The sequence below is a fragment of the Sorangium sp. So ce185 genome (genome assembly GCF_051526825.1).
Taxonomy (GTDB): Bacteria; Myxococcota_A; Polyangia; order Polyangiales; family Polyangiaceae; genus Sorangium; species Sorangium cellulosum_D.
The window spans coordinates 4,524,730-4,548,536 of sequence record NZ_CP150316.1 but is presented as its reverse complement, the minus strand read 5'-3'; the positions used below and the strand labels follow the sequence as shown (position 1 = coordinate 4,548,536).

Here is a 23,807-nt window from a genome sequence, read left to right as displayed (position 1 = left end):
GCTCAATCCCTCGCGAAGGTTTCATGGCGCCCGGCGCCTGCCCGGATGGCGTCGAGGGCGCGGGACGCCGCCTTCCGCACCTCGACGTCGGCGTCGCCGAGCAGCCGCCCGAGCGGCGCCTCGGCCGACGCCGCCGCGAGCTCGCCGAGCGCCTGGGCGGCGGCCTTGCGCAGGTCGGGCAGCTCGCTCCCGAGCAGCCCGACGAGATCCGCCGCGGCCGAGGCCGCCCGGAGCCGCCCGAGCGCGAGCGCCGCCTCCTTCCGCACCTGCCAGGCCGCGTCCTTGAGCGCGGTCCGGAGGTGCGGCGCGGCGAGGCCGTGCGCCGAGCGCCCGAGCACGATCGCGGCCTCGACGCGCACCCGCCAGTCGGGGTCGGACAAGAGCGCGACGAGCTCCTCGACGAGCGCCGGCGCGCCGAGCGGCTCGAGCGCGCCGATCGCGACCTGCCGCACCCGCGCGTCGGGATCGCGCAGGCTCCCGCGCAGGGCGCGCGCGGTCTCCGGCCGCCGCAGGTAGGCCAGCGAGAGGACCGCCTCGCGCCGCACCTCGGGCGAAGGGTCGACGAGCGCGCCCTCGAGGTGCTCGAGCGCCCGCGGATCGCGGATCTCCCGGAGCGCCACGATCACCGACATGCGCACGAACGGGTTATCATGACGCATTGCGTCAATCAGATAGGTGGCCGCCTCTGCCCCGCGGAGCTCGCGGAGCGCCGTGGCGGCGGCCTCGCGCACGTGGGTCTCGTCGTCGTCGAGCGCCCGGAGGATGGCGGGCACCGCGCGCGGGTCGCCGAGGTCCTCGAGGTGCCCGAGCGCGAGCGCCCGCACCGTGGGGTCCTCGTCGCGGACGGCCTCGATGAGCGGGTGGAGGATCTCCGGGTCCGAGAGGTCCTCGATCTGGGTCAGCGCGAGCTGGCGCGCGCCGGGATCGGGATCCCTGAGCACGCTCACGAGCTCCTGTGCGAGCGAAGGCTGTGTCATGTCGTCTCTCCGCCTCGAGGCCGCTACCGGATGAGGAAAGGGATCTTCACGGTGATGGCCTCTTTCGGGCAGTCGATCTCGCACGCGAGGCAATACCAGCACTCGTCGTAGGCCATGTGCGCCTTCTTCGTCTCTGGATGGATGGCGAGGCAGTCCACCGGGCACGAGTCGATGCAGATGCGGCACCCCTTGATGCAGGACGCCTCGTCGACGACGACCGGCAGATCGAGCCGGACGGAGGCCTCGGCGTGGCCGACGGTCCTGGCGCGCTGCGCCTTGACGGATTCGCGGTTGAGAAGGTGACCCATGGATTGATGACCTCGTTGCTCGTCAGAGCGGCGCGCGCTGCTCTTCGGCCGGGATGCGCAGCCGGTGGTAGGTTTTGAGCTCGCCGTCGTCGATCGGGAAGAGATAAGGCTCCACGGGTCGCTTGAAGGCGACCATCTCGCCGTCGTCGCCCTTCTTCAGGTTCACGTGGGTGAACCAGCGGCGGTCGTCCATCTCGGGGTAATCGAGCCGGTAGTGGTAGAGGCCCCAGCGGCTCTCGGTCCGGTACAGCGAGGCGCGCGCGGCCATCTCCGCGCAGTCGCGGATGAAGTGGCACTCCATCACGCGCATGAGCTCGTGGGGGCTCGCCGCCGTGACCTCGTCGAGCTCGTCCTTCGCGCGCAGGAAGTACTCGAGGCCGAGGGTCATCCGGTTGCCCGTCTTCGGCGGCTGCAGGTAGTCGTTCACGAGGCGCCGCACCTTGTATTCGTACTGGTGGGGCGCGACTCCGCTCTTCCGGGAGAGCGGGGCGAGGATGCGCTCGCGCTCGGCGTCGACGTCGGCCGCGAGCGGCTCGACGGCGGGCGTGCGATCGAGGTAGTCGAGCGCGTTCTGGGCGCAGATCTTCCCGTAGGTGAGCGCGCCGAGGAGGTAGTTGTGCGGCACGCACGCCATGTCGCCGGCGGCGTAGAGCCCGGGCACCGTGGTCTCGCCCTTCTCGTTGACCCAGACGCCCGAGGCGCTGTGTCCGCTGCACAGGCCGATCTCGGAGATGTGCATCTCGACGAGATCGCTCGCGTAGCTGTGCCCCCTCCCCTCGTGGAAGCGGCCGCGGCTCGGGCGCTCCGTCTGGTGGAGGACCCGCTCGACCTCGGTGATCGTCTCCGGGGCGAGGTGCGTGAGCTTGAGGTAGACAGGGCCGTTCGCCGAGTGCAGCTCCCGGTAGAACTCGAGCATCATCTGCCCGCTCCAGTAATCGCTCTCGATGAAGCGGTGCCCGCGCGCGTTCACCGTGTGCCCGCCGAGCGGGCCGGTGACGTAGGCGCACGCCGGACCGTTGTAGTCCTTGATGAGCGGGTTGATCTGGAAGCACTCGATGCCCGTGAGCTCGGCGCCCGCGTGGTAGGCCATCGAGTAGCCGTCTCCGGCGTTCGAGGGGTTCTCGTACGTCCCGTGGAGATAGCCGGACGCGGGCAGCCCGAGCCGCCCCGAGGCGCCGCAGCAGAGGATGACCGCCCTGGCCTTGATGATCTCGATGTGACCCTCCCGGGTGTCGAAGCCGATCACGCCGGCGACCTGCCCCTCGGTCACGAGGATCCGTGTGGCCATGACGCGGTTGATGACCCGCACCCCGGCGCGCTTCACCATGCGCGTGAGGATCTTCTTGAGATCGTAACCCTCCGGCATCGGGAGGACGTAGCTCCCGTTGTGGTGGACCTTCTTGACGTCGAAATCGCCCGAGCGCGTCTTCTGGAATTTGACCCCCCAGGAGTCGAGCTCCTGGAGCATCGCGAAGCTGTTCCGCGCGTATTCGTAGATGGCGCGCTGGTTCACGATGCCGTCGTTGGCCACCGTGATCTCTTTCACGTACTGCTCCGGCGTCGCGTGTCCGGGGATGATCGCGTTGTTCAGCCCGTCCATGCCGATCGCGATGGCGCCGCTCCGCTTGATATGCGCCTTCTCGAGGAGCACCACGCGCCCCCGCGGCAGGCGCTGCTGTGCCTCCACCGCTGCAGTCGAGCCTGCGCTTCCGCCGCCCACGACGACGACGTCCGCCTCTGTCACGCGAATGTCCATTACGAACCCCTCGAGGTCTCCAGCGCGCACACGACGACCCCGCCGCCGATCGGCCCGGCGGCCGGGGTCGGATGCACGGCGTCTTCCATTACGGACGCCGCATCCGCTGCACCGGATCCGCTTTAACAGACGGTCGCACCCTGGGCAATCGCTTTGTTGCCCTCGGCCGGCCGCGGCGGCCCGGGGGCGGGCCCCGCGTGAGGGCGCCTTGCAAGCGAAAATTCAGCGTCGATGGCGGACGGCCGCGCCGCCGCGGATCCGCGGCGCGCGGGCGGGCTCACCGGGCGCGCCGACCCCCGACCCGCCCAGAAAGATTCGCCTTTCCACCATGGTTGTCTCCCCGAAGACGCGGGCGGGACGCTACCATGCGGGTCAACCCGTAGTCCTCCCATGGATCGGGGGGAACCGCGCGCGGTCCTTCTTTCATCGGTCTCCCTGATCCACCGCGCCCGGCCCCTCCCAGCCGCGGCGCCCGCGCGCCGCTTCGCTGCATGGCCAAGCACCCGTCCCAGCTCGCCGACCTAGAGATCCAGCGCCGCCTGGGCGCTGGCGGCATGGCGGAGGTCTTCCTCGCCAAGAAGCGCGGCGCCGAGGGGACCTACAAGCTCCTCGTCGTCAAGCGGATCCTCCCCGCGCACGGGGCCTCGCGGCGCTTCCGCGCGATGTTCGTCGAGGAGGCCCACCTCGCGACCCGCCTGAACCACCCGAACATCGTCCAGGTCTACGAGTTCTCGGACCACGGCGAGGACGGGCTGCTCCTCTCGATGGAGTACGTCGAGGGCTTCGACCTCGGCAAGCTGATGCGCGCCGCCCAGCAGAAGGAGTCGCGGATCCCGCCCCTCGTGTCCGCGTTCATCGTCTCCGAGGCGGCGAAGGGGCTGCACTACGCCCACGAGCGCAAGGACGAGGGCGGCATGCCGCTCGCCATCGTCCACCGCGACGTCTCGCCGCAGAACATCCTCCTGTCGTTCGAGGGCGTCGTGAAGATCGCCGACTTCGGCATCGCCAGCGCGAACCTCTTCCGCGAGGAGCCCGGCGTGCTCAAGGGCAAGTTCGGGTACATGTCGCCCGAGCAGGCGCGCGGCGAGCGCGTCGACCGGCGGAGCGACATCTACGCCCTCGGCGTCGTGCTCTACGAGCTGCTCGCCATGCGCTCGCCCTACGGCAAGCTCGACGACGAGGCGCTCCTCCAGGCCGTCAAGGAGGGCCTGTTCGACCCCCCGTCGGCCCACGCGCGCGACATCCCGGCGGAGCTCGAGGCGATCGTGATGCGCGCCATGGCGCACGCGCCCGAGGACCGCTTCCAGACCGCGCGCGATCTCGCCGGCGCGATCGCGCGCGTGCTGCTCGCGAAGCAGGAGCTCGTCGACAACGCGTCGGTCGAGCAGACCGTGGCCCACCTGCTCGGCCGCGATCGGCACGAGGACGCGCGCGACAACGCCGCGGGCGGCGCGGCGGAGCAGGCCCCGGACAGCGGCTCCATGGCGCAGCCGCAGACGCTCGCGGCGGTGCCGGCCGCGCGCACGGGCGGCGAGGCCGAGAACACCGGGGCGCCGCGGGTCGTGCGCGAGGTGCGCCACGTCGCCGTGGTGACGCTGCGCATCGAGGGGGTGGACGAGCTGCTCGGGGCGCAGGGGCGGCTCGCCGGCAAGCGCAGCGGGCGCTCGATCCGCACGACCCTCGACGCGATCGCCTTCAAGCACGGGGCGATCTGGTCGTGGGAGTCGCACGCGAGCGCGCGCGCCGTCGTGGGGCTGCTCGCGAACCCGTCGCGCGCCGCGGCCGACGCGGCCTCGCTGGCCGTCGACGTGCACGAGGCGCTCGCCGGCGCGTCGGAGGACCTGCCCGTCGAGCTCCGCGCCGCGATCGGCATCGTCCGCGGCATCGCGTACGGCGAGCGCGACGAGCAGGGGCACCTCATCAACCACGTGCTCAAGGAGCCCGCGAATTTCCTGGCCGAGCGCCTCGGCAGCCGCACCCCGTTCGGCAAGACCTGGGTCGCGGGCGGCGTCTACCGCCTCGTCCGGCGCGACTTCCGCTGGGGCGACGCGCCGTCGCTCGATCTCAACGACGCCGGCGGCTACCAGGTCCCGCACCAGATGCGGCTCTACGCGCTGCAGCGCCCGCTCACCCGCGAGGAGCGGATGGCGGAGATCGCGCTGTCGCCGAACGACCTCGTGGGGCGCGACGCCGAGCGCGCGGACCTGCACGCCGCCTACCACCGCGCGGTGTCGCCGCCCGTGAAGGGCCTCGCCGAGCCGCCGTCGCGCTACGGCGAGAGCGAGCCGCCGCCGCCGCCGAGCCGGCAGAGCAAGCCGCCGAGCCCGCCGGGCGGCGCGCTCCGGGGCCAGTCGGTGGCGCGCGTCATCGTCGGCGAGATGGGCATCGGCAAGAGCGCGCTCATCTCGACGTTCCTCTCGGAGCTCCCCGGCGAGGCGCGCGTGCTCCACGTCGAGTGCTCGCCCGTGAAGAGCGAGCTGCCGCTCGCCACGGTCTGCGACGTGCTCCGCGACGTCACCGGGATGGGGCTCGACCACTCGATCGACGACGCGGCGCACGTGATCCGCGCGCTGCTCGGGTCGATCGCGCGCTCGCCGCTCGGGGCGCGCATCGTCACGCGCCTCGCCGAGCTCGTCACGGGCAAGCAGCTCGACCACCCCGAGGAGGACGCGTCGGCCTACGGCCGCGACGTGGTGGTGCGCGGCGTGAAGTACCTGCTCGGCTCGCTGGCGCGCCACCAGCCGCTCGTCGTCGTCATCGACGGCCTGCAGTGGGCCGATCGCCCGAGCCTGGAGCTCATCTCGGAGCTCCTCAAGCAGCGCTCGGAGCGGCTGCCGATCCTCGTGCTGCTGCTGACGCGCCCCGAGGAGCGCGTGACGCCGTTCATCGAGGGGCTCGTGCGGATCGAGCTCCGCGGCCTCAGCGCCGAGGAGCAGATGCGCCTCGTCGAGGCGCGCCTCGGCGTGCGCGAGGGCGTCTCGGCGGTCTGCGGCGAGCTCGTGCCGCGCGTCGCCGGCAACCCGTTCTTCCTGCTCGAGATGGTCGACGCGCTGCTCGAGCGGGGCACGCTGGAGATCGTCGAGCACCCGGACGGGCGGCACGAGCTCGTCCGCCACGACCGGACCGGCGATCGCGGCGAGCCGCTCCCGTCGACCCTGGAGCAGCTCATCGGCGACCGGCTGCGCGAGCTGCCGCCCGCGGAGCACGACGTCGTGAACTGGCTCGCGGTCGCCGGGGGCCCGCTGCTCAAGGACGACATCCTGAACCTGACGCGGCTCGCGGACGACGAGGCGGTGACGCGCCTCTGCGCGCGCGGCCTGTGCGATCGCCGCGCCGGGGCGGTGGACTTCCGGCACCCGCTCGTGCGCGACGTCGCCTACCTCGCGCTCGACAGCGCGAGCCGCGTGCGCATGCACCGCCGGCTCGGCGAGCACCTGTCGACGACGCCGCTCGCGCAGGGGCTCTCGGCCGCGATCGTGGCGCAGCACCTCGCGCGCGGCGAGGCGCCCGGGCCGGCGGCGGAGCTCTACCTCGACGCGGCGCGGGCCGCGCGCGCCGGGCACCAGGCGCAGCTGTCGCGCCGGTACTACGAGCGCGCGCTGTCGCTCCTGCCGACCGGCGACACCCGCCGGATGATCGCGCACGAGGCGCTGGAGGCGATCTTCCGCCACCTCGGCCGCCGCCGCGAGCGGAGGAAGCACCTCACGGCGCTGCGCCAGCTCGCGAAGGAGAGCGGGCAGGCGCGGTGGGCCGCGCTCGCGCTCGTGCGCACCGCGCGGCTCGACCTCGACGACGGCCACCTCGCCCGCGGCCTGCCGGTGGCGCAGCGGGCGGCCGAGATCGCCCGCATCGCCCGGCGCCCGGCGCTCGAGGTCGAGGCGCTGACGATCCTCTCGGAGGTGCTGCGCGAGCTCGGCGACGTCCAGGGGGCGATCAGCGCGGCCGACCGGGCGCTCCGGGTGACGCACATGGGCGGGCTGACGCCGCGGGCGCGCGCGGAGGTGCTGCGCACGAAGGGGGTGCTGCTGCGCCGGGTCGGCCGCGTGCAGGAGGCGGTCGAGGCCTACGCCGAGGCGATCGCGGTGTTCCGCGCGGTGGGCGCGCGCCGCAGCGAGGCGCGCGCGAAGAACTCGCTCGCGGTGGCGATGTTCGTGCTCGAGCGCTTCGAGGACGCGATCGCGGTCGGGCTCTCGTCGATTTCCATCGATCTCGCGATCGGCGGGAGGTTCCAGATCGCGAAGACGCTGAGCAACATCGGCCACGCGTACGCGAAGCTCGGGGACATGCCGCGCAGCCTCGCGTACATGAAGCGGGCGCGGGAGGCGCACGAGCGCTATGACGACCAGGATGCGCGGGCCGACACGCTCCTCTGCACGGCGGGGATCCTCCTCGAAGCGGGCGACGCCGACGCCGCGCACACCCTGTGCGCCGACGCGGGCGCGCTCATCGCGGTGACCGGCAGCGTGTACGACATGATCCACGAGCGCAACGTGCGCGGCCTCCTCGCGAAGGCGCAGGGCGACGTCCAGGCCGCGATCGCGAACGCCTCCGAGGCGCGGCAGCTCGCCGAGTCGCAGGGGCTGATGAGCTACCACGCGTACGCGACGGCGATCGAGGCGGCGGCGCGGGTGGACGCGGGCGAGGTGCACTCCGGGGTGCTGCTCGCGCGGACGGCGCTCGGCGCGGTCGAGGCGGGCAGCTCGGAGTACGGCATCGAGGTGCGCGACCTCTGCTGCGAGGCGCTGCAGAAGGGCGCGCCGGCGAGCGCGGCGGACGCGTACCACCGCGCCGCGCTCCACGTGCAGAAGGTGGCGAGCTACATCCGCGACGCGCGGCTCAGGGCGCTGTTCCTGGAGCGCGCCGTGGTGCGGCGCATCCTGGCCGCGGAGGCCGAGGGTCCGGCGGCGGGGCACGACCCGCTCCGCCGCGGGGAGATGGCATGACGGGTACCGGCGGAAGGACAGCGGCGAAGCCGCGGCGCAAGGTCGCGGTGATCCTCTCGGGCGGCGGCGCGCGGGGGGCGTACGAGGTCGGGGTGATGTCGTACGTGCTCGACGCGTTCGCCCGGCTGCGGGGCGCGCCGCCGAGGATCGACATCCTGTGCGGGACGTCGGTGGGGGCGGTGAACGCGTGCTACCTCGCGGCGCACCTCGACGATCCGACGCTGGGCGTGCGGCGGCTCGTCAACCTGTGGACGCAGCTGAAGCTCGAGACGGTGCTCGGCTTCGGGGTGCGGCAGGCGATCTCCTTGCCGAAGCTCATGTTCGGCGGCGGCTCGGAGGGCGTGGGCCTGTTCGACGTCTCGCCGATGCAGCGGCTCGTCGAGCGGGAGATCCCGTGGCGCGCGATCGCGCGCACGCTGCGCCACGGGTACCTGTCGGCGGTCAGCGTGTCGGCGACCGAGATCGCGACGGGCCGCACGGTGATCTTCATGCAGACCGGCCCGGACGGCGCGCTGCCGACGACGGCGCCGCCGCGGACGATCATCCGCGGGGCGCTGATCGGCCCGCCGCACGCGCTCGCGTCGGCGGCGATCCCGATCCTGTTCCCGCCGGTGCGCATCGGCCGGGATCTGTACATGGACGGCGGGGTGCGGCAGAACACGCCGATCGCGCCGGCGCTCCGGCTGGGGGCGACGCACGTGCTGGCGATCGGGCTGTCGCGGGAGGTGCGGAGCATCGACGCGGGGGACAGCGGCAAGCCGCCGGGGATGGCGCTGGTGCTCGGCAAGGTGCTGAACGCGTTCCTGCTCGACCACATCCAGACGGATTTCGAGGTCCTGACGCGGGTCAACCACATGATCGAGGACGGGGAGCGCGCGTTCGGGCCGGATTTCCTGCACTCGATCAACGGGGCGGCAGCGCAGCGCGGGGCGCTGCCGTACCGGCGGGTGGAGACGCTGGTGGTGCGGCCGAGCGTGGATCTCGGGCGGCTGGCGGCGGAGCACGTGAAGGCGGGCAAGGTGCAGGGGGGGCCGGCGATGATGCGGCGGCTGCTCTCGCTGGTGGACGTGGGGGCGGAGAACGACGCGGATCTGGCGAGCTACCTGTTGTTCGACGGGTCGTTCACGCGGAAGCTGATCGAGCTCGGGCGGGCGGACGCGGAGGCGAGGCGGCACGACGTGGCGGATTTCTTCGGGAGCGCGGCGGAGGAGGCGGAGCCGAGGCTCTCGGACAGCGCGGAGTGGTCGATTCCTCCTCCGGTGGGGCCCGGAGGGTCCATCTAGCTCGTCGAGGGCTGCCCGGCCCTCGGAGGGGGTGTTCGTCGCGCGGTGTGGGGCCCCGCCGAACTCGCCTGGCTCATGGATGCTCCGGCAAGCCGGAGCACCCATGAGCCAGGCTCAAACATCGGCCCGTCCCCACACCGCGCGACGAACACCCCCTCCGAGGGCCTACGGTTTCTTCTCTTCGCGTTGAACAGAGCTGCTGCGGCAGCAGCAGCAGAGGCGAGGAGCTGCTCGAATCGGTGCAGCGATGCGGCCCGAGGAGCGCGCCGGCAGATCGCGAAAGCGCGATTTGGGAGGGATGCGGGAGCGCAGGGGGACGGCATATGTGTTGCTACCACCGCCGGCTACCTCCATCCCTCGAACGAGACGAGAACCATCATGCCGACCCGAGCGACTCGCGGTGAGACAGCTCCCCTCCGGGGCTCCCCCTGAGGCGCCGACGCGCGGGCGCGGCGCGCTGACGCTCCTCTCGGCGCTCCTCACCCTCATCGCAGGCGCCTGTAGCAAAGCTGAGCCCACGCGGGCGTGGCACGAGGGTCGTGAGATCGAGACGCTGGAGCTCCGGTATCAGGGCTCACCGGGCTCGGTGTCGCCGCCCGAGCTGGCCGAGGACCTCGGGTATCTCGCGCCCATCCGCCTGGTGCACGTGGGCGACGTGCTCGGCGGACCGCAGAGCATCCAGGCCGTCGTCACCGGGGACACGGACTTCGGGAGCGCGTTCAACGGCGCCATCATCAAGCTGATCGCCGCAAAGGCGCCCCTCCGATCGGTCCTCGGCTCGTACGGCGTGAGCGAGCAGTTCTGGAGCGGGTTCTACGTGCTCGACGACAGCCCCATCCGCGCCGCGCGGGACCTCATCGGCAAGAAGATCTCCATGAACACGCTCGGCGCCCACAGCGAGTTCATGACGAAGGAATACCTCTTCCGCAACGGGCTCGGCGCGGAAGCGCGGCAGGTCACCCTGATCGTCATCCCCCCGGTCAACGGCGAACAGGCGCTCCGGCAAAAGCAGGTCGAGGTCGCGATCCTCGGGAACGTCTACCGCGATCGAGCCCTCGAGCGCGGCGGCGTCCGGGCAATCGCCACCGATTACGAGCTGTTCGGCGCATTCACGGCCGGGAGCTACGTCATGAGCACGAATTTCATCGAGGAGCACCCGAACGCCACGCGCAAATTCGTCGAGGCCACGGCCAAAGCGATCGCCTGGACGCAGACCACGCCGCGAGAGGAGGTCCTCGCGCGCTTCGCCTCGATCCTTCGCAAGCGGAACCGCAATGAAGACGACAGCATCCTCAAGTACTGGCGCAGCTACGGCGTCGCAGGAAAGGGCGGCGTGCTGGACGACAGGGACTTTCAGATCTGGATCGACTGGCTGATCCGAGACGGGGAGCTGCGCCCGGGACAGGTGAACGCCCGCGACCTGTACACGAACGACCTCAATCCCTACGCGTCCGGCAAGCCGCCTCACGATCGAGGCCAGACGCCCGCGGCCACGCCGTGATGTGAAGGCCTCGCACCCGCCAAGCACAGGCCCGAGGACGCAGCTCGAATCGTGAGCTTCCCGCGCTGCGGGCACGCGCCCTGGCGCAAACGACACAGCCGCGGAGCGTTCCTTCGAACGCTCCGCGGCTGGATTGCCTCGAACACAGCGCCCTGGCGGCCCCTCGCGCCCGTCCCCGGGCCGCCCCTCAGCGCTCCCTGTCCTTGGCCTTCTTGTCGCTCCCCTTCTCGCCCTTCTTCTTCTTGTCGTCGTCCTTCTTCGACTTTGCCTTCGACGCCACCTTCTTCGGCTCGTCGCGGCCGAGCGCGATCTCCAGGCGATCGCCGCGCGCCTTGGCCTTGTAGGAAGGCACGCCGTCCTTGAACTGCAGGGTGATCTCGGCGCCGTGCGGCGTGTTGACCACGCGCACCGACGCGATGCGCTTGTCCTTCCGGGCGAGGCCGCTGCCCGAGGACAGCGCGCGCCGGTCGGGCAGCGACACCGTGAAGCCCATCGCGCCGGCCGCGCCGTTCAGCTCCTCGATGGGGCCGTCCATCTTCAGCTTCAGCACGATGGGGTTCCTCACGGACCCCTGGCCCCACTCCTTCGGGCCCTCCTGCGCGTCCTCGTCCGCCTCCGCGTCGCCCTCGTCGCCTGGGCCGCCCGGGACCGCGGCGGACCGCTCGAGCGGATCGCCGGCCTGGGCGCCCGGATCGGCGGGCGGCGTCGGCGGCACGGGCTCCGTCGTCGACAGCGGCGTCGCGCCGAACAGCGGGACGTTCGCCGTCAGCACGCCGCCCGGCGCGGCCGCCGTGGCCGCGGCCGCCGGCAGGGCCGGCGCGCCGGACGACGCCGGCAGCGCCGACGCGCCCGCGGCCGCCTCCGCGGCCCCGGCGGCGGGCGCGTCGCCGCCGCGAAGGCCGAGGAGGCGCGCGGCCCCGAACACCACCAGCACCGCCGCCAGCCCGAGGAAGCTCCCGGCCGCGGCCGCCTTCTTGTTGAAGCGCGGCGGCTCCGCCCCCTCGCCCGCCGCCTCTTCGGCCTCCTCGCGCACCAGCCGGCGCCCGCCGGACTTCAGCGCGCCGGCCGGCGGCGGCGCCGTCTTGCGGCGCGGGCCGCCGTCCTTGCCCGACCCGTCCTCGCCGGCCGCGCGCGCAGCGCGCCGCGCCTTGATCCGCGCCACCATGCCGGCCATCGCCGTGGCCGCGCGCGCCCCGGCGCCGGCGAGCGCCGGCCCGAGCTTGCCCGCCACGGCCTTGCTCGCCATCGCGGCCTTCTCGCCGACGTCGCGCAGCCGGCTCGGCTGCGCGCCGGCCGCCTGCGCGGAGCCCGCCTCGTCCGACCCCTCCTGCGAAGGCGGCGCCGCGTCCTGCGCCGAGGCCGGCGCCGCGTCCGCCGCGGGCGCCTCCCGCGCCGAGAGCGCCGGCGACATGTCGCCGTCGTGATCGTCGTCCGCCGCGGCCGCCGCGCCGCCGCTCGCGCCCGCCGGGGCGCGCTCGCCCTGCGGATCGCGCGGCGGCGCCGACGACGCCCGCGCCGGGGCGCGCTCGCCCTGCGGATCGCGCGGCGGCGCCGACGACGCCCGCGCCGTCGCGCGCTCGCCCGGCGGCGCCGACGACGCCCGCGCGCCCTCGCCCGGCGGCGGCACCGACGGCGCCCGCGCGGGCGCCCCGGCGTCGAGCGCCGCCGCGGGCTTCGCCGGGGGCAGCGTCTCGGACGGCGCCCGCGGCCGCGACGCCCTGGCCGCGCGGGGCGCCTCGTAGCAAAGCGTGACCACGAGCTGCGGCACGCTCGTCGCCGGGTCGACCTCGACCTTCACGTGGTCGATGTACGCCTCGCGGCGCGTGCCCTGCTCGACCTCCTCCAGCTCGAGGGAACGCCCCACCTTGAGGAACTCCAGGTTGGAGCCCACCTCGAGGTCGTCGAGCCCACCCGCGCGCACGCGCGCCTTCATGGGCGAGCCCAGCCCGTCGATGTGGAGCCGCACGCGCGCGCCGCGCTGCGCCGTCCCCTGCCCCGCGCCGGACGGGATCGTGAGCGCCGGCGCGGAGCCGGCGGCGCCGGCGTCCATCGACGAGCACATCGCGCGCACCGCCTCCTCCGCCTCCGGATCGAGGCCGGTGAAGCGCAGGCCGAACTCGCCGCCGCGCGCCTGCTCGGCGCGCCAGCAGACCTCGCCCTCGACGACGAGCTCCTTGCCGAGCCCGTCGAAGCGGCAGATCAGCGCGTCGCCGACCCGCGGCAGGTACGCCGTGCGCAGGCGCATGCCCTCGGGCGACATGTCGATCGACTCGGCCTCGAAGCCGCCGCCCGACGTCTCGCCGACAGCGACGAGCGCCTCGATGCGGACCCGCTGCCCGGCGCCGGCGCGCCGCTCGCCGCCCTCGCGGTCCTTCTCCAAGGATTCCGGCGCCCTGCGAACGCCATCTCCGTCTGCGCCTCGAACGTTCATACGCCCATTCCTCCGCCTCGGCCGCGAAGCCGCGTCCGCGATCGCGGGACCTCCACGGTGCAGAGGGCCCACTGGCCGGCAGTACGGCGTAAGCCCCGCGCTGGCCAAATTTTGGAGGCCGCGCGGCGCCGCGGGACGCGCGCGCCGCGTGGATTTCTGGACGCCGCGCGGCGCCGCGGAACGCGCGCGCCGTGTGGATCCGACCGCTCGCTTCGCCTGGCGCCCCCGGGGGCAAACGTGGGAAGCTCTCGGCAATGGGCAAGGACGAGCCGCCGCAGAAAGACGACAAGCCCGCGCCGCCCGCGAACCAGGATGTCGTCTTCATCCACAGCCCCGTCGAGCAGGGCGAGGGCTTCCGGGTCATCCGGAGCCGGGAGGACCGGCTCGAGATCGGCGAGCTGCGGCCCACCGAGCACGGACGCCCGCTGACCGGGGAGCTCGTGAAGCTGACGCAGCGCTCCGAGCACGCCCGGCTCTTCGACGTCGAGGTGCTCCTCCCGGCGCCCGGCGGGGCCGACGCGCCCCGGTCGGGCCCCGCCCAGGTCGCGACCGACGCCTACCGCGCGAACTGGGAGGCGATCTTCGGCCCGCGCGAGGAAAACAAGCTCGCCAACTGAGCCGCGCTCAGGGGCGGCCGCCGGACGAGCGGCGCCCGAGCCGCGGCGCCTCGCCGGTCCTCCGGATCGCGTAGGCGATCCCGCGCTGGAGCGTCCCCTGGACGACGGTCCCGCCGAGGTCGATGTCGAGGCCGACCAGCGTCTGTGACACGCGGGGGCCGATGCCGGTGATCACCGCCTCGGCGCCGAGCAGGCGCAGCGCGGCGGCGGCGCGCAGGAGCGTGGCCGCGACGCTGCTGTCCACGCCCCGCACGCCCGTGATGTCCAGGATGACGACCCGGGCCCCCGTCTGCGACACGCCGCGGAGCGCCGCGGCGAGCGCCTCGTCCGCGCGCTGCGCGTCCATCGTCCCGATGAGCGGCATCACCATGACGCGATCGGTGATCGGGATGAGCGGCGTCGACAGCTCCGCGAGCCGCTCGCGCTGCACACGGATGAGGTCCTCCTGCAGGCCGGCGCGCTCCTGCTCGGCGCGCGCCCGCTCGGCGAGCTCCTCCTCGAGCCGCGCCATCGCCGACGAGAGCTCCGCGGTGCGGGCGGCGACGGCCGCCTCGAGCGCGTCGTTGGCGCGGCGGAGCTCGTCGCTCGCCGCCTGGACGCGCGCGTAGAGCAGCGCGTTGTTCACGGCGATGGCGGCCTGCGCGGCGACGAGCTCGAGCACGTCGAGGCGGGCGGGCGAGAACACGTCGGGCGCGGCGTTGTTCTCCAGATAGAGGACCCCCGAGAGCTCGCCCTGGCTCACCATGGGCAGCGCGAGCACCGATCGCGGCTTGCGCGCCGCGACGTAGGGATCGCCATCGAGCCGCGCGTCCTGCGCGGCGTCCGCCACGACGACGGCGCCCCCGGTGCTCATCGCGAGCTCGATCACCCGGGCGGCCGCGGCGCCGCTCTCGCGCACGGGCGTGGACGGCCCGACGCGCACCTCGCCCGCGTCCTCGACGACGGCCTCCACGCGCGGCCCGCCCTCGTGGCCCAGGATCAGCGCGCCCCGCTGGGCGCCGACGCTCTCGACGGCGAGCCGGAGCAGCCGCGTCATGACGCGGCCGAGGTCGATCTCGCGCGCCACCGCCTGCGCGGCGCGGATGAGCGCCGCCGCGTCGAGCAGCGCCACGCGCCGCGCGACCATCTCCGTGGTCGACACGGCGACCGAGGTCAGGTTCGACAGGAGGTCCGCGGACGCGGGCTGGCCCGCCGCCGCGCGGGGGAGCAGCTCGACGTAGGCCTCCTCCATCTGCCGCAGCTTGGCCGTGGCGCCCCAGCGCGCGTAGGCCTGGTAGGCCTCGACGAGGCACGACCGCGCGAGCCACGGCATGCGCCTCGAGGCGAGGAACCTGCCGCAGAGCTCGCTGACGAGCGCGCGGTAGCGCACGTACCCCGCCTGCTCCGCGGCGTGGCTCGCCTGCTGGTAGAGCTCGAGAATCGGCTCCAGCGCCTCCCCGGCGACGCGCGCGCGCTCCGCCCGGACGAGCAGCTCCAGGTGCCGGAGCTCGGGGCAATTCCGCGCGAGGACGGCGAGCTTGTCGTGGCTCGACGCGAGCATCTCGGCCAGCGCGCCGCCCTCCTCCCCGCTCGCCCGAGGGCCGAGCGCCAGGAGGGTGAGGCACGTGTAGAGCGGCAGATCGACGATGCCGATGTACTGGCCCGTCAGGGCGCGGGCCCGCTCCTGCGCGCGGCGCGCCATCCGGAGCGCGCCCTCGTGATCGCCGTAGAGGTACGCGAGCGCGAGCTTGTTCGTGTAGTAGAAGCCGGCGACGATCGCGAAGCCCACCCCCTCGAGCTTCGGCACGAGGGCGTCCTCGTCGAAGCCGGCGTCGCTCAGCGTGCCGCGGTCCAGCGTGCGCCCCTCGAGGTTCTGGATCACCTGCCGCGCGACGGTCTGGACCGCCGTCGACAGCGCGTCCTTCGTGCGGGAGGTGAAGCGCAGGAACCCGCCGACGTCCTCGCGCACGCGCCGGAGCTCGCCTTCCAGGCTGAGCTTCATCTGGGCGACGATGTTGGAGGACGCCGACGCGAACATGAAGTCGCCGGTCTCCATCCCGGCGACCCGCGCCCGCTGGAGGACCTCGAGCGCCTCGCGCTGCGGCCTCGAGAGGTTCATGACGACCCCGTAGTTGAAGTCGAGCTTCGCCCTGATGGCGTCGACCCGGTACCTGTCGTTCAGGGCGACGCCCATCCGCACGATCCTGTAGCCCTCGTGCGGCTGGCCCCAGAACGCGGCCAGGTAGAAGCCGTGGTACGCGTACGCCACGCTGGCCATCGGCGAGCTCCCGTGCCGGAGCGACAGGTTCGCCATCCTGACGGCGAGGAGCTGGGCCAGCGGCGGGTTGAGAAAATACGCCGATGGCGAGCCGTAGCCGAGCATCTCCACCGCGACCTTGACGCGCGGATCGGCGAGCTCCGGGCCCGCGCCGACGTCCTCGCCCCGCCGGGCGGCGAAGCCGCGCTCGGCGTCGGCGAGCTCCGCGCGGAGCGCGGCGGCGAGCGCCTCGCCCTCGGTGGGCACCTCCATGCCGAGGAGGCGCAGGCCCTGGAGCGCCACCGCGAGCGAGTCCGCCCAGCGGTGCTGCGCGTTGTAGAGGACCATCCGCATGCAGTGAACGCGGGCGCGCTCCACGTCCGAGGCGGCGCGCTCGAGGAGGGCGTCGAAGAGCGCCTCCGCCTCGTCGAAGCGGCCGCTCAGGTGCGCGCACTCGGCCTTCGCGGCGTGGATGTTGAAGACGTCGAAGACGTCGAAGGCGAGGCCCGGCTCGCCGGCCCATGGGTCCGGGCCGAGCGCGGACACCGCGGCGCTCAGGTAGCCGAACGCGGCGTCGTACGCGGTCGCCGCCTGCGCGCGCCGCCCCGCGGCCAGGTTGAGCCGCACGAGCTCGCCGCGCTCCGCCGCGCCCTCGATCAGGGCCGCCGCGACGTTCAGGTGGCCGACGACGACGAACAGCTCCTCGTCGCTCGGGTCCTCGCCGAGGCTCGCCGCGAGCAGCCGGCCGATGCGGTGGTGCAGCCGCTTGCGCTCCGGCTCGTCGATGAGCGCGTACGCCGCCTGCTGGACGCGATCGTGCAGGAACCGGTACGAGACGCGGAACGAGGGGTCCTCGAGCAGCCTGCCCGCGACCGCCGCGTCGCCGGCGTGGACGAAGCGGTACTCGGGATCGAGGGGCACGACGAGGCCCTCCCGCAGGGCGTCCCAGAGCGCCGCGGCCACCTCGCCCGGGGGCTGCTCGGCGACGAGCGCGAGCGTCCTGAGGTCGAAGCGGTGGCCGACGCAGGCGGCGAGCCGGAGGGCGCGCTGCGCGCCGGGCGCGAGCCGCCGGATCTTCGCGGACATCAGCTCGACGACGCCCTCCGCGCCCTCCGCGCTCCGGGCGCGCTCGAGGCTCCACGCCCACGCCCCCGCGGCCGGATCGAAGCGCACGATCCCCTCGCCGGCGAGCGCGTGCAGGAGCTGGTGGATGAAGAACGGGTTGCCCGCGGTCCTCTCCAGGATCAGCGCCGCGAAGGCGTCCGTGTCCTCGAGGCGGCAGCGCAGGGCGTCGGCGAGGAGCCGGCGGATGTCCTCGATCTCGAGCGGCCCGAGCCACACATCGGACGCGGGCGCGTTCGCCGCCCGCAGGTCGCGGACGAGCCTCGCCAGCGGGTGGGCGTCGTCGACCTCCTGGTCGCGGTAGGCGCCGATCACGAGCATCCCGCGGCCGTCGGGATCGGTCATCAGGAGCTCGAGGAGCCTCAGCGAGGCCGGGTCGGCCCACTGGAGGTCGTCGATGAAGAGCACGAGGAGGTGCTCCTCCGCGACGGCGCGGACGAAGGTCTGGAACGCGAGGCTGAAGCGGTTCTTCGACTCGGTCGGCCCGAGCGGCTGCACGGCGGGCTGGGGTCCGACGACGCGCTCGAGCTCGGGGATCACGTCGACGACGACCTGCCCGATCGCGCCGAGCGCGGCGCTCAGCCGGGCCTTCCAGCGCGCCACAGACTCCTCGCCCTCCGACAGCATGCGCTCGCACAGCTCGCCGAACGCCTGCGCGATGGCCGCGTAGGGGGTGCGCTGCTTGAGCTGGCCGAACTTCCCCGACACGAAGTACCCGGGCCGCTGCGCGAGCACCTTGTAGACCTCGCGGACGAGGGCGGACTTGCCGACGCCGGCGTGGCCGGAGATGAGGAAGAGCTCGACGGCGCCGGCCGCCGCGCGCTCGCACGCGGCCACGACCGCCTGCGTCTCGGCCTCGCGCCCGTAGAGCTTCTCCGGCAGCCAGAGCCGGCCGCCCGCGTCGCGCTCGCCGAGCGGGAAAGGATCGACGCGGCCGTCGGCCTCGTACCGCCGGAGGCACTCCTCGAGATCGGCGCGCAGCGCCTCGGCGCACGGATACCGATCCTCGGCGGCCTTGGAGAGGAGCTTCATGACGAGATCGGAGACGACGCGCGGGATCTCGGCCGACGCGGCGTGCGGCGGCGTCGGCGTCCTGGCCAGGTGGCAGTGAACGAGCTCCATGGCGCTCGGCGCCGTGAACGGGGGAGCGCCCGTGAGCATCTCGTAGAGGGTGGCGCCGAGGGAGTAGAGGTCCGTCCGGCAGTCGAGGTTGCGGTTCATCCAGCCCGTCTGCTCGGGCGACATGTACGCCAGGGTCCCCTCCGCGGCGTCCGGGCTCTCGGCCCGCGGCGCCTCCTGCGACAGGCGCGTTGCGATCCCGAAGTCGGAGAGCTTGACCACCAGCGGATCGAGGCGGACGAGGATGTTGTGCGGCTTGATGTCCTTGTGAATGACGCCCGCGTGGTGCAGCGCCGCGAGGGCGTCCGCGACGTGGATGCCGATCCGCAGGATCGTCGCCAGGCTGAGCCTGTCGCTCCGCAGGACGATGTCGAGCGACGCGCCGCCGAAGTCCTCCAGGACGAGCACGGGCCCCCCGTCGCTCTCCTCGACGTCGAGGATACGGAGGACGCCCGGGTGCGCGATCTCGCGCGTGATCACCTGCTCGTGGCGGAGCCTCGCGATCGCCCGCGGCGACGCCCGCCCCGCGCTCGCTCCCTTCAGCACGACGGGCTGCCCGTCCGACGCGCGGCGCGCGCGGCGCACGATGATCATCCGCCCCTCGTGGAGGACGGCGTCCGCGGCGTAGCCCTGCAGCGGGCTCGCGGATCCAGTGGCATAAGCCGCGCCAAGTGTCGTCATGCGTACAGGTTACAGCTGATACGGAACCTACCGTGACGCCGTTCGACGTCGCGTCGGGGGCGCCGTGGGGCGCGGTGGCCGGGATCAATGATTCCGCGCACATCCAATCGATGTTCCTTCTCGTTCCTTGGCGGGAGCTCCTCCGGGGCGCGGGCGTTCCGAATCTTGAGCCGCGGCGGCCCTCCGGAGAACACTGCTGGACGTGATCCGAAGCCGTCGGTCGACCGTGCCGCCATTGACAGCGGTCGCGCCCTCCACGCAAAGGGGGAGCGTGCAGGCGTTACCGCTGTCCGCGACCGACGACGTGGCGCTGGCGCGCGCCGCCGCGCAGGGGCACCCGGGCGCCGCGCCGATCGTGTGGCAGCGGTTCGCGCCGCTCGTGCGCCGGATCCTGAAGCGCACCCTCGGCCCGGGCGACGAGGTCGACGACCACGTGCAGGACACGTTCCTGCGCTTCTTCCGCGTGGCGAAGGACCTGCGCGATCCGTCGCTGCTCTCGAGCTTCATCGTCGGCATCGCGGTGCGCGTCGCGCGCGCCGAGCTGCGGCGCCGGCGCCTGCGGCGCTGGCTCCAGCTGTCGCCCTCGGGCGAGCTCCCGGACGTCGGCAGCGCGCAGCAGGATCCGCAGGGGCGCGCGGCGCTCGCGCGGCTCTACGGCATCCTCGACCAGGTGGACGACCGCTCGCGGACGCTCTTCGTCCTGCGGTTCATCGAGGGGCTCGAGCTCACCGAGATCGCCGCCGCGCTCGGGTGCTCGCTGGCCACGACGAAGCGCCACCTCGCCCGCGCGTCCCACCGGATCCTCACCGCCGCGCAGCGCGATCCCGCGCTCTCGGCCTACCTCACGAAGGCCCCGCAAGCGCTCGATCAGCCCGGGAGCCTCCTTGCCTGCGGAGGAGAGCATGATGAATGAAGCGGAGAAGTTGAGCCGGCTCGCCGACCTCGCGCGGGAGGGCATCCCCGCCGACGTCGACGCGGCGCACGACGCCGCCGAGCGCGCCCGCTTCGTGGAGGCGGTGAGCCGCGGGGCCGCCCAGCGGCGCGGCGGCGTCCTGGGCTGGGTCGCTGCCCTGAGCGGCATGGACACGTGGCTCCGCTTCCTCGGGCTCTCGCCCGCGCACGCGGGGCGCGCGCGGTGGGGCCTGGCGCTCGCCGGCGCGGCGGCGCTCGCGGTCGCGCTCGTCGCGCTCTGGCCGGCGCGGCGGCTCGACTACGCGGTCGAGGGCGCGCCCGGCGCCGCGGGCGGCTACATCGCCGCGGCGGTCGAGGAGGCCCGGCTCCGCTTCACGGACGGCACCACCGTCGCGCTCGCGCCGGGCAGCGCGCTGCGCGTGGCGGAGGTCGACGCGGCCGGGGCGCGGATGCTGCTCGAGGACGGCCGGGCGTCGCTGCGCGTGACGCCGCGGCCGAAGGCGCGCTGGTCGGTCGAGGCGGGGCCGTTCGCGGTGCTGGTGACCGGCACGGCGTTCGACGTGTCGTGGACGCGCGGCGACGGCACCCTGCGCGTCGATCTGCACGAGGGGAGCGTGACCGTGCGCGGTCCGCTCGCGCCCGAAGGGCTGCCGCTCCGCGCCGGGCAGCGGCTCGTGGCGCGGATGCGCGAGGGCGACGTGCAGATCTCGAGCCTCGACGCGGCCGGCGCGGTGGGCAGCGCGGCGGGGCCGGCGGAGCGGGCGCCGTCGCCCGCGGGCGCGGCGCCGCCCGGAGGAGAGAGGAATACCGGGCCCGGCGACGTCGACGGCGACGCCGGGGCCGCACGGCCGGAGGGCTCGCGGGCTGAGGGGGCGCCCGCGGGCCCTCCGCCGGGCGGTTTGACGGCGGCGCCGGACGGCGCGGCGGCGGCGCCGAGCTGGGCGAAGCGCGTGGCCGCGGGGGATTTCCGGTCGGTCCTGGCCGAGGCCGAGCAGCGCGGCCTCGGCGGCGTGCTCGAGCACGGCTCGCTCGACGACCTCGTCGCGCTGGCGGACGCGGCGCGGTACGCGCGCCGCGGCGACGTCGCGCAGCGCGCGCTCACGGCGACGCGCAAGCGGTTCCCCGGGACGAGCCACGGGAAGGCGGCGGCCTTCCTGCTCGGGCGCATGGTCGACGACGGCGGCTCGCCGGGGGCAGCGGTGGCCTGGTACGACGCGTATCTCGCCGAGTCGCCCGGCGGCCCATTCGCCGCCGAGGCGCTCGGCCGCAAGATGGTCGCCGTCGAGCGCACGGCCGGCCGGGCGGCGGCGCGGCCGGTCGCGGAGCTCTACCTGAAGCGCCACCCGCGCGGCGCGCACGCGCCCGTGGCGCGCGATCTCGTGGAGCCGTGACGCGCGGCAGGTGACGCCGGCGGCGGCCGGGGCTGCCTGCGGTCAGCCCCGAAACCCCTAGAACTGAAGCACAGCGGCGCAGAGGACACAGAGGAACAACGAAATTACTCTGTGCCCTCCGTGCCTCTGTGATTCCAATCTCCTCATCCTCGCGCGTCTCAAGCCGATCGGCGCCCTAGACGCCGTAGAACGCATAGAAACTTTGAATCGGCGCCTCGACGGTCAGGACGGGAAACGGAAAGCAGTCGCCCAGGCCAGCGATCGATCGACGCTCGGCGATGGCTTCCAGAAATGTTCGCGCCATCGCCGTCTTCACGCCGCCTCCGTAATGCAGGAACTGGCCCCACAACGGCATGGATCGATAGAGGCCGTGGACCGCGCGGGCCGATGCGGCATAGTCGGGCGGGAAGAGCCTTCGGTACGCGTTGAGGTTGTACAACCACGAGACTCCCGCGACGACGAGCTCCCGCGCAAACTCAGACTTGATCTGAGCAAATAACTCCGTCAGCTCGGCGCGTCGCTGTCCATACCGCGCGGCCGAGAGCGGCGAGCACCCTTCGGGGTCGACGTTGCGGAAGTGCAATCGGACCACGTCGCTGTCGAGCACGGCATATGAAAAGCAGCCAACGGTCGCGAGGACAGCCGGCGACGTGTTCGCCTCTGCGTCCATCAGGTAGTAACGATAGGTCCACTCACGAGCGTCCGCCGCGGTCTTCAGTCCAGCCACGTAGGCGCGCCACAGCTCATGCTCGCTGTCGAAGTCGCGTCCGAGACCGAACCGAACATACAGGTTCGTATACTTGAGCAGGGCCAGCTCCAGCGGGATCCCGGACAGCGCTGCGGCGGTCTCTGCGAACGTGAGCTGGAGATCGAAGAATTCTCTCGCGAAGATCGTCCGACCGTCACGCGACGCCACGTCGAGCTCCCGCGAGGGCGCCATCCCAGCGTCGAGCCTGCGACGCTTTCATCGGGCGTGCAAGTCCGCGCGTGGGTCGCCCATCGCTGGCATCGAGACCTCCTCGGATCCCGGCTTCCGCCGTTCGGAGGCTCGCGGTCCGATGCGTCCGGGAGGGCCACCGCGCCGGCGCCGGCCGCGACATCGGCGGCGCGCTGGGCGCGCACGGCGGTGCGGTGATCGCGGAGGGGGAGCAGGCGGAGCGCTGCGTACCTGGCCTCCTGCCCTGCCCGCGGCGTGCCATCGTCGATCCGTCCTCGGACGGACGTGGCGGGCGCAGGTCGGGCCGCTCCGAGCGCGCGATTCTCCTTGGAAATCGTCGGAAACCGCGGCTCGCGGCGCGCGTGCGCTCCTCGTCCGGGGTCGCTTGGAGCCGTGATGCGTCTCCGCGTGCCGGCTGCGATCTGATAAGCCCTGGCGTGTGCGCCCCTTCACCCTCCTGGCCTCGCTCCTGCTCGCCCCGGCGCTCGCCCCCGCGCGGGCCGCGGCGGCGCCGCCTGCGCCGTCGCAGCAGGCCGCGGCGGCCGCCTCGCGGGTCGTGATCGTCGAGGCCGACGCGGACGACCCGCTGGTCCACGAGGCCGCCACGCGGCTCCGGGCCGAGCTCGGCGCGGCGGGGTTCGAGGTGGTGCGCGTCCCGCGGGGGCGCGAGGGCGACGCGCGCGCCGCGCTGGAGCGCGCCGCGCAGGACGAGGGCGCGTTCGCGGCCGCGGCGATCTTCCGCTCGCGGGCGGGCGCGACGGCGGACCTCTGGATCGTCGACCGGGTGACGCAGAAGACGGTCGTGCGCACGGTGGAGGTGTCCGGCGCGGCGGCGCCCTCGGTGATGGCCGTGCGCGCCGTGGAGCTCCTGCAGGCGAGCCTGCTGGAGGCGAGCCTGCTCTCGTCGCGCGCGCCGCCCGAGGGCGCGGCGGGCGGCGAGCGCGCCGCCGTGCCCGAGGACGTGCAGCGGTGGATGGCGCCGGTGCGGCGGCAAGCCGGCGCCGATCCGGCGCCGGCGGCGGCGCGGCCCGGGATGCTCGCGGGCTTCGGCGTGCAGGCCGGGCTCGCGGCGCTCCTCAGCGCGGGCGGCATCGGGCCGGCGCTCGGTCCGGCGCTGCGGCTGTCGTACGGCGCGGGCGCCGGCGGGGGCGCGCTGCCGGCGGGGCTCGCGGCGCGGCTGACGTTCGCGGGGCCGGCGATCGGGCCGGCGCTCGAGGGCGCGCTCGGCGCGGTGTCGGTCCGCCAGGAGATGGCGCTGCTGGAGGCCGTGTGGGCGCCGGAGACGGGCGCCGCGATCTCGCCCGTGCTCTCGGCCGGCGTGGGCGGGATCCACCTGTTCATCGCTGGCGATCCCCTGCCGCCGCTCCGGAGCGCCACCGGCGAGGTCTGGTCGATCGCCGCGAGCCTCGGCGGGGGCGCCGGGCTGCGCCTCACCGATCGCGCGGCGCTCCTGCTCGACGTGCACGCGATCTTCGCCGAGCCTCGCGCCGTCGTGACGCTGGGGGGCGAGCGGCTCGGCACGGCGGGCAGGCCGACGTTCGCGGGGTTTCTGGGGCTGCTCGTGCGGCTTTGAGTCGGGGCCGCAGCTCAGGC

General features: G+C 73.7%; 13 protein-coding genes. 7 read left to right on the top strand and 6 right to left on the bottom strand.

Features of this window, described 5'->3' with window-relative positions; all coding sequences use genetic code 11:
- Positions 1-2: 2 nt before the first annotated feature.
- The 3 genes from WMF26_RS16795 to WMF26_RS16785 are packed head-to-tail and all read right to left on the bottom strand — an operon-like array spanning position 3 to position 3,041.
- Positions 3-977, bottom strand: a complete 975-nt coding sequence (locus WMF26_RS16795) for a HEAT repeat domain-containing protein (RefSeq protein WP_438001155.1) — start codon at positions 975-977, stop codon at positions 3-5.
- A 23-nt stretch (positions 978-1,000) separates the two neighbouring features.
- On the bottom strand, positions 1,001-1,285 hold the full coding sequence (locus WMF26_RS16790; RefSeq protein WP_061625266.1) for a 4Fe-4S dicluster domain-containing protein: 285 nt from the start codon (positions 1,283-1,285) through the stop codon (positions 1,001-1,003).
- Positions 1,286-1,307: 22 nt separating this feature from the next.
- Positions 1,308-3,041, bottom strand: a complete 1,734-nt coding sequence (locus tag WMF26_RS16785; protein ID WP_437338033.1) for a fumarate reductase/succinate dehydrogenase flavoprotein subunit — start codon at positions 3,039-3,041, stop codon at positions 1,308-1,310.
- Between the two features lie 491 nt (positions 3,042-3,532).
- Between WMF26_RS16785 and WMF26_RS16780 the strand changes: the two genes are divergently transcribed.
- The 3 genes from WMF26_RS16780 to WMF26_RS16770 all read left to right on the top strand — a co-directional run bounded on the left by WMF26_RS16780 (position 3,533) and on the right by WMF26_RS16770 (position 10,768).
- Positions 3,533-7,984 (top strand): serine/threonine-protein kinase, encoded by a 4,452-nt coding sequence (locus WMF26_RS16780; protein ID WP_061625268.1) that lies wholly within the window; start codon positions 3,533-3,535, stop codon positions 7,982-7,984.
- Positions 7,981-9,267 (top strand): patatin-like phospholipase family protein, encoded by a 1,287-nt coding sequence (locus tag WMF26_RS16775; protein ID WP_061625269.1) that lies wholly within the window; start codon positions 7,981-7,983, stop codon positions 9,265-9,267. Before WMF26_RS16780 ends, WMF26_RS16775 begins: the two co-directional genes overlap by 4 nt.
- Positions 9,268-9,667: 400 nt before the next feature.
- Entirely contained in the window at positions 9,668-10,768 is a 1,101-nt protein-coding gene (locus tag WMF26_RS16770; protein WP_438001154.1) for an ABC transporter substrate-binding protein, read from the top strand.
- Positions 10,769-10,955: 187 nt separating this feature from the next.
- Here the strand turns inward: WMF26_RS16770 and WMF26_RS16765 are convergent, their stop codons facing one another.
- Entirely contained in the window at positions 10,956-13,148 is a 2,193-nt protein-coding gene (locus WMF26_RS16765) for a PilZ domain-containing protein (RefSeq protein ID WP_438001153.1), read from the bottom strand.
- Positions 13,149-13,453: 305 nt separating this feature from the next.
- On the opposite strand from WMF26_RS16765, the gene WMF26_RS16760 reads away from it, so the two are divergent.
- Positions 13,454-13,816 (top strand): hypothetical protein, encoded by a 363-nt coding sequence (locus WMF26_RS16760; protein ID WP_437338028.1) that lies wholly within the window; start codon positions 13,454-13,456, stop codon positions 13,814-13,816.
- 7 nt (positions 13,817-13,823) lie between these two features.
- Here WMF26_RS16760 and WMF26_RS16755 read toward each other — a convergent pair whose 3' ends face one another.
- Positions 13,824-18,974, bottom strand: coding sequence for an AAA family ATPase (locus tag WMF26_RS16755; protein WP_438001152.1), 5,151 nt, complete (start codon positions 18,972-18,974; stop codon positions 13,824-13,826).
- Between the two features lie 271 nt (positions 18,975-19,245).
- Between WMF26_RS16755 and WMF26_RS16750 the strand changes: the two genes are divergently transcribed.
- Both WMF26_RS16750 and WMF26_RS16745 read left to right on the top strand, forming a co-directional pair.
- Positions 19,246-19,887 carry an RNA polymerase sigma factor gene (locus tag WMF26_RS16750; RefSeq protein WP_061623461.1) on the top strand — a complete coding sequence of 214 codons (642 nt, stop codon included), beginning with the start codon at positions 19,246-19,248 and terminating at the stop codon, positions 19,885-19,887.
- The gene (locus WMF26_RS16745; RefSeq protein ID WP_438001151.1) at positions 19,877-21,277 is read left to right on the top strand and encodes a FecR domain-containing protein; all 1,401 of its coding nucleotides are present in this window, start codon (positions 19,877-19,879) and stop codon (positions 21,275-21,277) included. The genes WMF26_RS16750 and WMF26_RS16745 overlap by 11 nt, the downstream gene beginning before the upstream one ends.
- A 175-nt stretch (positions 21,278-21,452) precedes the next feature.
- On the opposite strand, the gene WMF26_RS16740 is transcribed toward WMF26_RS16745, so the two are convergent.
- Positions 21,453-22,217 (bottom strand): hypothetical protein, encoded by a 765-nt coding sequence (locus WMF26_RS16740; RefSeq protein ID WP_438001150.1) that lies wholly within the window; start codon positions 22,215-22,217, stop codon positions 21,453-21,455.
- Positions 22,218-22,653: 436 nt separating this feature from the next.
- Here WMF26_RS16740 and WMF26_RS16735 point away from each other — a divergent pair, with 436 nt between their 5' ends.
- On the top strand, positions 22,654-23,787 hold the full coding sequence (locus tag WMF26_RS16735; RefSeq protein WP_438001149.1) for a hypothetical protein: 1,134 nt from the start codon (positions 22,654-22,656) through the stop codon (positions 23,785-23,787).
- Positions 23,788-23,807: the final 20 nt, after the last annotated feature.